The 10,000-nt window shown below is 48.3% G+C and carries 8 protein-coding genes (1 of these 8 cut by a window edge); 1 reads left to right on the top strand and 7 read right to left on the bottom strand.

What is annotated here, in order from left to right; all coding sequences use genetic code 11:
* Positions 1-2,327: the 5' portion of a DNA gyrase subunit A gene (gyrA, locus tag NYE54_RS00040; protein ID WP_076326309.1), read on the bottom strand. 169 nt of this gene lie to the left of the window's left edge; 2,327 of the gene's 2,496 nt are visible here — the first part of the coding sequence; it begins with the start codon at positions 2,325-2,327; its stop codon lies off the left edge, out of view.
* A gap of 410 nt (positions 2,328-2,737) precedes the next feature.
* Here gyrA and NYE54_RS00035 point away from each other — a divergent pair, with 410 nt between their 5' ends.
* Entirely contained in the window at positions 2,738-3,550 is an 813-nt protein-coding gene (locus tag NYE54_RS00035) for a YheC/YheD family protein (protein WP_339269173.1), read from the top strand.
* 133 nt (positions 3,551-3,683) lie between these two features.
* Here NYE54_RS00035 and gyrB read toward each other — a convergent pair whose 3' ends face one another.
* The 6 genes from gyrB to dnaA form a co-directional block, all read right to left on the bottom strand.
* Positions 3,684-5,594 carry a DNA topoisomerase (ATP-hydrolyzing) subunit B gene (gene gyrB, locus NYE54_RS00030; RefSeq protein ID WP_076326307.1) on the bottom strand — a complete coding sequence of 637 codons (1,911 nt, stop codon included), beginning with the start codon at positions 5,592-5,594 and terminating at the stop codon, positions 3,684-3,686.
* A 26-nt stretch (positions 5,595-5,620) separates the two neighbouring features.
* On the bottom strand, positions 5,621-5,872 hold the full coding sequence (locus tag NYE54_RS00025) for an extracellular matrix/biofilm biosynthesis regulator RemA family protein (protein ID WP_071219299.1): 252 nt from the start codon (positions 5,870-5,872) through the stop codon (positions 5,621-5,623).
* A 13-nt stretch (positions 5,873-5,885) separates the two neighbouring features.
* A complete protein-coding gene (gene recF, locus NYE54_RS00020) occupies positions 5,886-6,998 on the bottom strand; it encodes a DNA replication/repair protein RecF (RefSeq protein WP_339269170.1) in 1,113 nt (370 codons plus the stop codon).
* A 56-nt stretch (positions 6,999-7,054) separates the two neighbouring features.
* Positions 7,055-7,270, bottom strand: a complete 216-nt coding sequence (gene yaaA, locus NYE54_RS00015; RefSeq protein WP_076326305.1) for a S4 domain-containing protein YaaA — start codon at positions 7,268-7,270, stop codon at positions 7,055-7,057.
* 38 nt (positions 7,271-7,308) lie between these two features.
* Positions 7,309-8,451 (bottom strand): DNA polymerase III subunit beta, encoded by a 1,143-nt coding sequence (gene dnaN / locus NYE54_RS00010; protein WP_098749608.1) that lies wholly within the window; start codon positions 8,449-8,451, stop codon positions 7,309-7,311.
* 202 nt (positions 8,452-8,653) lie between these two features.
* The gene (dnaA, locus tag NYE54_RS00005; RefSeq protein WP_076326303.1) at positions 8,654-10,000 is read right to left on the bottom strand and encodes a chromosomal replication initiator protein DnaA; all 1,347 of its coding nucleotides are present in this window, start codon (positions 9,998-10,000) and stop codon (positions 8,654-8,656) included.

The following is a 10,000-nucleotide window of genomic DNA, read 5'->3' as shown; positions in this document are numbered from 1 at the left end:
CCCTCCATGCTCGTACGGATGATGGTGCCGCTAGACGTAATAATCATGAGATCCTCTTCTGATTTCACGACCTTAAGTGCCACAACTGGTCCATTTTTCTCCGTAATATTGATGGTCTTGATCCCTTTACCGCCACGGGTCTGGCTGCGGTAGTCGCTTGCAGGCGTCCGCTTACCGTAACCTTTGGTCGTTACAATAAGGATATCAAGTTCCTGGTCCACCACGTCCATGCCAATGACTTCATCATGGTCATCCAGTGTAATTCCTTTAACCCCCGTCGCGCTTCTTCCCATCGAGCGAACATCACTCTCCTTGAAGCGGATGGACATTCCCTGTGCCGTACCCATGATGATCTCCTGCTGACCATCTGTCAGCTTAACCTCGATCAGGGAATCATCCTCGCGCAGGTTGATCGCAATCAGACCGCCCTTGCGGATATTGACATAATCCTCAAGTGGGGTTTTCTTAACGACACCCTGGCGCGTTGCAAAGAACAGGAAATTATCGCTGTCAAAGTTCTCCACAGGGATCACGGCATTGATCGACTCGCCCTGTTCAATCTGAATCAGGTTGATGATCGGTGTTCCGCGGGCGGTACGGCTAAGCTCTGGGATCTCATAAGCTTTCAACCGGTACGCCTTCCCTTTGTCCGTGAAGAACATCAGGTAGTGGTGAGAATTCGTAACGAAGAGATGCTCGACAAAATCCTCACTCTTCGTATCCATCCCCACTACGCCGCGGCCGCCCCGCTTCTGGCTGCGATAGGTGTTCGCAGGCAGACGCTTGATGTAACCGGTATGCGTAATGGTGATGATCACTTCTTCACGTGGAATCAGATCCTCGTCCAGGATGCTGTCTTCCCCGACCGTAATTTCGGTACGGCGTTCATCAGAGAAGCGCTCCTTAATCTCTTGGAGCTCATCATTGATAATCTGCAGCACAAGATGCTCATTAGCCAAGATCTCGCGCAGTTCCGCGATTCTGGCAAGCAATTCCTGGTACTCGTTCTCAATCTTCTCACGTTCGAGTCCGGTCAGGCGCTGCAAACGCATATCCAGAATGGCCTGCGCCTGCTCATGACTGAGACCGAAACGCTCCATCAAGCCTTCGCGAGCAGCCTCTGTGGTCTGTGACGCGCGAATGAGGGCAATAACCTCATCGAGATGATCCAGCGCAATCCGCAAACCTTCGAGAATATGAGCCCGAGCTTCCGCCTTCTTCAGTTCAAACTCGGTCCGGCGACGGATAACGACGACCTGATGCTCCAAATAGTGGAACAGCACGTCACGCAGGTTCAAAATTTTCGGCTCATTGTTTACGATGGCCAGCATGTTAATACCGAAATTAGACTGCATGGCCGTATGTTTGTACAGATTATTCAGAACGACATTCGGATTGACGTCCCGGCGCAGCTCAATAACAATCCGCATACCGTTACGGTCCGACTCGTCGCGGAGATCCGTAATGCCATCAATCCGCTTATCGCGAACCAGTTCCGCGATCTTCTCAACCAAACGAGCCTTGTTCACCTGATACGGAATCTCGTGAACGACAATGCGCGCCTTGTTGTTATTCTCTTCAATGGTCGCCTTTGCCCGCATCGTAACGGACCCTCGCCCCGTGCGGTAGGCTTGACGAATCCCTTCACGTCCCAGAATATATCCCGCTGTCGGGAAATCCGGTCCTTGAATATAGTCCATCAGCTCCATCGGTGTGATATCCGGGTTTCGAATCATCGCCTGAACGCCATCGATCACTTCACCGAGATTATGAGGCGGAATATTAGTAGCCATACCTACTGCAATCCCGGATACGCCGTTTACCAGCAAGTTAGGATAACGCGCGGGAAGAACGACCGGTTCCTGTTCCTCACCGTCATAGTTAGGAGCAAAGTCTACAGTCTCTTTATTAATATCACGCAGCATTTCCATAGCAATCTTCGATAAACGAGCCTCGGTATAACGCATAGCCGCTGCCATATCGCCGTCAATGGAACCGAAGTTTCCGTGTCCATCAACAAGCATATAACGCATGGAGAAGTCCTGCGCCATCCGAACCATGGATTCATAAACTGCGGAATCACCATGAGGATGGTACTTACCGATAACCTCGCCAACAATTCTTGCCGATTTCTTATGCGGTTTATCCGGGGCCATTCCAAGTTCAGACATCGCATATAAAATACGACGGTGTACTGGCTTCATTCCGTCCCGTACATCCGGCAAAGCCCGGCTGACAATGATACTCATCGCGTAGTCCATAAAGGACTCGCGCATCTCGGTACCAATGTCACGATCTTTGATTTGGGAGAAATTTTCTTCCGCCATGCTGGACCTCCTTCATTTTCCTATCAACCATGCCTTGATCTATGTGAAAAAAGCAGAATAGTGATCAGAAACCTAAAAACGCACTAACCTTTATTATATTACTTTCACAAACCGTGCACAATTAAACACGGGATGGATCAAGTGAAAGAATGATTTTGCCCGGAAACCGGGATATACGCCCTGTCCTCCGTGCCCCTTTTCACATACAATGCATTGCACAGGACTTTTCGTATCATCACATCTTTATATTATACCACTGTTTGTCATACTTGTCCTATGTTTTCCGGGTATAGGCTCTCTTGCTGGAGATGGCCCCATTCTTTCAAATCAACCGGATCAACACGAGTTTGTATTACGCGACAGGCAAAATCCTGTCACTCACATCATACAGCTGGAAAGGATGAAGATGGTTGACTATTCAACGCGTTGCAAGCAAGTGGGCGAAAACGAAAATACTCTTGAAAAATAAAGGTCTCGTCTCTTATGTTCCCTCCACCCGCCAATATTCATTGGAGGCGCTTGAAGACATGCTCGGTACACATACGCTTGTGTATATCAAGCCTGACCGGGGAACCTACGGTATGGGCGTCATGTCAGTCGAGCAGCTCCATTCCCAAAACGATGATGCCGACGAAACCACGACTACTTCCTACAAGCTTCGTTATGAACAGAAAACCGAAATATTTACCTCTCTGGAGAGTCTCCATAAAACACTGAGCACTCTGTTCCAGGGCCAGACGTATCTGATTCAGCAAGGCATCCATCTGCTTAGTCATAAGGGTAACCCCTTTGATCTTCGAGTACTTACACAGAAAAGTCCATCGGGTCAGTGGGTGAGCACAGGAATAATCGGGCGGGTGGCGGCCAAGAATAAAATCATTACCAACCATCACAGCGGCGGCGTGGTTCAACACTATAAACCGCTGATGACCGAGCATATGACGGCAGAAGAGGCAGAGAATATCCGAAGAGAGCTGAATACGCTTGGGGTGAATGTCGCAGCCCAGCTGCAGAAATCCTATCCCAATCTGAAAGAAATCGGCTTGGATATTGCCATTGACGGTCGCTGGAACATCTGGATCTTAGAGGTTAATACCAAACCTGCACTGTTCCCGTTCAAGAAATTTTTCAAAGATCCGAGCATCTACAATCAAGTAAAAAAATATGCGACCGCTTATGGGCGTAACTTATCAAGCAAGAAAAAAGTCAAAAAGACCGGTTAGCATACGATATATTAATTAATCCCCCAAATTTGGTTATATGGCGTGTACACCAAATCCAGCATCCATCGTAAAAATAAAGGGGCAGCCCTGAGGCCTTCGCAGACCTTGGGATGCCCCTTTTTGAATGAAAACCTTATACGTCCAAATTACGGACCGACTTCGCATGCTCCTGAATGAAATCCCGTCGCGGTTCAACGTTATCGCCCATCAGGGTATCAAACAATGTATCGGCCAGGATCGCATCTTCGATGGTCACCTGAAGCATGGTACGGCTCTCCGGATCCATCGTCGTCTCCCACAGCTGTCCGGCGTTCATCTCGCCGAGACCTTTGTAGCGCTGTACGTTAATTTTGACGTTCTCACCGAACTCCTTAATGATCTGGTCACGTTCTTTCTCACTGCCGGCATAACGGATCACCTTATTGCGCTCGATCTTGAAGAGCGGCGGTTGGGCGATATAGATATAACCAGCTTCCACCAGCTTACGCATGTAACGGTAGAAGAACGTCAGCAGCAAGGTACGAATATGCGCACCGTCGACATCGGCATCAGTCATAATAATGATTTTGTGGTAACGGGCCTTGGACAGATCGAAATCTTCCGCAATCCCTGTGCCCAGCGCCGTAATGATCGCCCGGATCTCCGCATTGGAGAGGATACGGTCAAGCCGCGCCTTTTCCACGTTGAGAATTTTACCCCGAAGTGGCAAAATGGCTTGGAAATGTCGATCGCGTCCCTGCTTGGCGGATCCGCCGGCAGAGTCACCTTCGACGATGTACAGCTCACTGATGGAGGCATCCTTGGAAGAGCAGTCTGCCAGTTTACCTGGTAATGCGCTGACTTCAAGCGCACTCTTCCGGCGTGTCATCTCGCGGGCTTTACGCGCCGCTTCACGAGCACGTGATGCCTGGAGCGCCTTCTCCAAGATCCGGCGGGAAACCGATGGATTCTCCTGCAGGAACTCCTGCAGCTTCTCAGCGAACAAGGATTCCACAATACCGCGCACTTCACTGTTGCCGAGCTTGGTTTTGGTTTGTCCTTCGAACTGCGGTTCCGGTACTTTGACCGAGATGATTGCCGTCAATCCTTCACGCACATCGTCACCCGACAGGTTGTTGGTGTTATCTTTGATCAATCCCGTTTTGCGGGCATAGTCATTGATGATTCGAGTGAGCGCACTCTTAAAGCCGGATTCGTGCGTTCCGCCTTCGTGCGTGTTGATATTATTTGCAAAAGAGTAAATATTCTCGGTATAGCTATCGTTATACTGGAGCGACACTTCAACCTGAATATTATCCCGTGAACCCTCAACATAGATAGGGTCTTCGTGCAGCGCTTCCTTCTTCTCATTCAGGAACTTGACGTATTCAATGATTCCGCCCTCGTATTTAAAATAGTCGGAGGCACCTGTACGTTCGTCCGTCAGTGTAAGCGCAATGCCCTTGTTCAGGAACGCCAGCTCACGGATCCGTGTCAGCAGCGTGTTGTAATCATATTCCGTTGTTTCCGTGAAAATCTCCGAATCCGGCAGGAAGGTTACGGTTGTCCCGTGATCGTCGGAATCCCCGATGATCTTGATATCATATTGAGGTACGCCACGATGATACTCCTGTTGGTAGATGTGCCCATCACGTTTGACCTGAACCACGACTTTCGAAGACAGTGCATTCACAACTGAGACACCAACACCATGCAGACCGCCGGATACTTTATATCCGCCGCCGCCAAACTTACCGCCGGCATGAAGGACGGTCATAACGACTTCCAGCGTCGACTTCTTCAGTTTGGCGTTCTCGCCGACCGGAATTCCGCGCCCGTTATCGACAACGGTAACGCTGTTATCCTCATGGACAATGATTTCGATATGGTCGCATATTCCCGCCATTGCTTCGTCAATACTATTGTCCACAACTTCCCATACCAAATGATGCAAACCCTTGGCACTGGTGGACCCGATGTACATCCCCGGACGTTTACGAACGGCTTCTAATCCTTCCAGTACCTGAATCTGATTCTCATCATATGTCGGTTGATTCATAGACATGCCTTCACCTACTTCTACAGATTCTGTTATGCCTGAGCTACAAAATGATTGGCTCTCTTCTTAAGCGTTGCAGAGGAGATCGGAGAGTAATAGACGATCGATTTCGTCACCACAATGGATTTCGGATCTTCTTCGCCAATCATCTCCACGACTTTATGCTGCTGGGCATGCGTGACGAACTGCTTGGAGATTTTTGAGGATTTCTCGATCGAGATATCAAAAATTCCAACCAGCTCCGACGAACGGATGATCTTCTCTCCGCCCAAATGAATATACATATGGAATCACTCCTTAAGAGCCCACCTGTCCGTCATGGACATGAAAAATGCTGGCACCCTTCAATTTGTCGGTATTCAAACTCTCAATGCCCGTCGCCGTGATGAATGTCTGCACTTTGCTCTGGAATGTCTCGATCAATTGTGTCTGCCGGTACGGATCCAATTCAGAAAGCACATCATCCAGAAGCAGCACCGGATATTCACCGATCTCTTCCTGTATCAGCTCGATTTCAGCCAGTTTCAAAGATAGCGCCGTCGTCCGCTGCTGACCTTGAGATCCATACGTTTGGACTTCTTTGCCATTAATATAAAAAGCCAGATCATCTCGATGAGGACCTGCCAATGTCATACCACGCCGTATTTCTTGCTCTTTCATTTGTGATAATTTTATCATAAATGTCTCAAATAAGACAGCTTCATCTTCTTCCTCCGCGTCAGCAAAGGACGGAAGGTAGTGTAAAGAGAGCTCTTCCAGGCCGTTTGTAATTCCCTGATGGATGCTTTCAGCCCACTTTTGCAGCTTTTTTATAAATTGTTTCCTCTTCTTGACGATTTTAACACCATGTTCTGCCAATTGGCTGTTCCAAATGTCCAGCATCGCTTGTTCGGCGCTGCCCTTCCCCCACAATTGCTTCAGCAGATTGTTACGCTGCACGAGCACCTTCTGGTATTGCTGCAGATGAAACAAGTAGCTTGGTGCCACCTGGCCGATCTCCATGTCAAGAAACCGGCGGCGAACCCCCGGCGTGCCTTTGACAATCTCCAGATCCTCGGGAGCAAACATTACGACATTGAGCGAGCCGATGAAATCGCTAAGCTTCCGCTGCTCAAGTCCATTGATTTTTGCTTTCTTCCCCTGCTGGGATAAGCTCAGCTCCAGCTTCAAAGCTCCGTACTTGCGGTCGATCTCGGCTGATATATGGGCACTGGATTGGTCGAATCCAATCAATTCGCGATCCTTGGAGGTACGGTGGCTCTTCGTTAAAGCAAGCACGAAGAGCGCCTCCATCAAATTCGTCTTTCCCTGAGCATTGCGTCCGATAATCAAATTAACGTCACCAAACGCCTCAAGCTGCAGCTTCTCGTAGTTTCGATAGTGCTGCAGGCTGACATTTTTGACAAACAAGCTTATCCTCTCCCTCGTCTTCCGCGCGTAGCGCCAAAGCGGCTGCGGGAGGCTGTCTATTGTGCTGCCACCTGAAACGTTCCGCAATCCTCCACCTTGACAATGTCGCCAGGTACCAGTTTGCGTCCGCGCCGCTCTTCCTTTTCGTCGTTGACCAGAACTGCTCCTTCCTGCAGCAGTGCCTTCGCCATCCCACCTGTGGATACGCAATCTGAAAGCTTCAAGAACTGATCCAGCTTGATATATTCACTGTGGATAAATATTTGTTTCATGACTTCGTCCTTTCATCCCTATCAACATGGGGATAACTTTAATTGGCCGTACGGTACGGCAGAATAATATATTGGCTCTTGCTGTCGTCGAGCGGTTTAAGAATGATCGGGCTCATAACTCCCATGAAAGCGATCATCAGCTGTTCACTTTCAACCACCTTGAGCACGTCCAGCATATATTTGGAGTTGAACGAGATGCGCAGCGGCTCCCCTTTGAAATCGACCAGATCCAATTCTTCACGCACTTTACCAAGCTCGGAAGAGCTGGAAGAGATCTCAATGCCGCCATGTTCCATCGTTTGCAGGAGAACAATGTTCGTTTTCTCCTCTTTGGAGAGCAGGTAAGCGCGGTCGATCGACTCGCTTAATTTTTTTGTGTCCAAAACGAGTTCTGTTTTATGCGATGTTGGAATAATTCTAGAAGTATCGGGATAAATGCCGTCCAGTATACGGGAATAGAACAGAACACGGTCAATTTTAAATAATACCTGATTATCGGCCACAACGATATCAACCAGCGTATTTTGGTCCGGAATGATTTTGCTCAGCTCATTCAGCGTTTTACCCGCAATAACGACATTGTTGAACGAAATGTCCTGCGCATTGTCCAGCTGTGCGGAGCGAGTTGCCAATCTGTGACGGTCTGTAGCGGTAAATTTCAGCTCATTGTCGTTCAGACTCCATAATACCCCAGTCAAAATAGGCGTTGTTTCATGGGTGGAAATGGAGAATACCGTTTGCTTGATCATATTTTTCAGCAGATCTCCAGGCAAAGAAACGGTTTGGCTGTCTTCGATGTTAGGCAATACAGGGAATTCTTCCGGGTCCAAACCCACCATCTGAATTTCCGTAGCTCCCGAAGAGATAAAGGTGTGGAAGTTTTCTTTTACCTCCATCTGGATTTCTTGGGAAGGGAGTTTCTTGATGATTTCAACAAAAAATTTGGCTGGCAGCACAACACTACCAGGCTGTTCTACTTGGACGATGGTATGCTTCTCATCTTCCGCAGGAATAAACGATTGAATGGAAATATCAGTATCGCTAGCAGTTAGTGTGACACCCGAATAGGTGACATCCAGTTTAATGCCGCTGAGGATCGGAATTGTGGTTCGGCTGGAAATCGCCTTGGATACGTGTTGAATGGATTCGTTTAATACATTTTTTAATATGCTGATTTTCATCAATTTCACTCCTTACGGAAAAATGAGAGGGGTTTTTTCACTTGGCGAATGCCAAGAGGATTCCCCTCTTTATGGTTAAATTATTTATTAATTATTATTAGTAATAGTAATAGGGGCACTGAATATGTGGATAAGCCCCAGAAAAGGCATAAAATTAAGCCTATCCACATGTGTATAGATTGTGCATAGGCTTTGAACTTGTTCAGGTTGGATTTTTGATTTTCTCCGTAATATTATTGACCACTTTAAACAGCTCCTGGTCATTTTTCAGAGATTGGGTAATCTTCTCATGGGCATGTATGACAGTGGTATGATCCCGGCCTCCGAATGCTTCTCCGATCTTGGGAAGGGAATAGTCGGTTAATTCACGGGATAGGTACATGGCAATTTGCCGCGGAAACGCGACGGCTTTGGTCCGTTTGCGGGCTTTGAAGTCTTCCAGCCTCAGGTTGTAATACTCGCCGACCTTTTGCTGGATGTCCTGAATCGTAATCATTCGCGGCCGACTGGACGGAATAATATCCTTCAGGGCTTCGGCTGCCAGATGCGTGGTTACGTCCTGATTGGTTAGGGAGGAATAGGCAACGACACGGATCAGGGCACCTTCGAGCTCACGAATGTTCGTATCGATCTGATTGGCGATATACATCATGGCTTCGTTCGGAATATCCAGATTCTCGGCTTTCGCTTTCTTGCGAAGAATAGCGATCCGCGTCTCTAGATCCGGTGGTTGAATATCGGTGATCAATCCCCATTCGAACCGGGAACGGAGCCGTTCTTCCAGCGTCGGTATCTCCTTAGGCGGACGGTCACTGGATATGATAATCTGCTTCCGCTCTTCGTGCAGGGCGTTAAACGTGTGGAAAAATTCCTCCTGCGTCGATTCTTTGCCTGCCAAGAACTGAATATCGTCAATGAGCAGAATATCGACGCTACGGTACTTGTTGCGGAAGCTTTCAGCGCGGTTATCCCGAATGGAGTTGATGAACTCGTTGGTGAATTTCTCGGAGGAAATATATACGACTCTACTGCTGGGATTGTGCTCCAAAATATAGTGGCCGATCGCATGCATCAAGTGCGTTTTTCCAAGACCAACTCCACCATATAGGAATAATGGGTTATACGCCTTAGCCGGAGCTTCAGCAACAGCGAGCGAGGCAGCATGCGCGAACCGGTTGCCAGAACCGATGACAAAGGTATCAAACGTATACTTCGGATTCAGCATATGAGACTGAATTTCTTCCCCGGATATTTCAAGCGGCGGCGAGGGCTGCTGCGGCACAGGTTCGTGTCCTTTAGCCTCTTCAATGACAAAGCGGACATCCACCTGTTTGCCCACCACCTCCAGTACGGTTGCACTAACCAGCTTGGTGTATCGGCTCTCCAGCCATTCCACAGCAAACGTTGTCGGTGCTGAAATGACGACGGAGTGATCGTTAATGGTCAATGCCTTGGTCGCTTTAAACCAAGTGTCAAAACTCGGTTTACTCAGCTTGGTTTGTATGATCGATAATATTTCTTGCCATAATTCGGAAGTATGGCTTTCCAA

This window comes from Paenibacillus sp. FSL K6-1330, from assembly GCF_037976825.1.
Classification (GTDB): domain Bacteria; phylum Bacillota; class Bacilli; order Paenibacillales; family Paenibacillaceae; genus Paenibacillus_AQ.
Note: the sequence above shows the minus strand (reverse complement) of the source record. Positions and strands in the feature narration are given on the sequence as shown.

What these genes read in the sequence shown, in the direction of transcription:
- dnaN (WP_098749608.1), bottom strand. Translation starts at nt 8,451, where the DNA reads ATGAAAATCAGCATATTAAAAAATGTATTAAACGAATCCATTCAACAC.
- gyrB (WP_076326307.1), bottom strand. Translation starts at nt 5,594, where the DNA reads ATGTCTATGAATCAACCGACATATGATGAGAATCAGATTCAGGTACTG.
- NYE54_RS00025 (WP_071219299.1), bottom strand. Translation starts at nt 5,872, where the DNA reads ATGTATATTCATTTGGGCGGAGAGAAGATCATCCGTTCGTCGGAGCTG.
- yaaA (WP_076326305.1), bottom strand. Translation starts at nt 7,270, where the DNA reads ATGAAACAAATATTTATCCACAGTGAATATATCAAGCTGGATCAGTTC.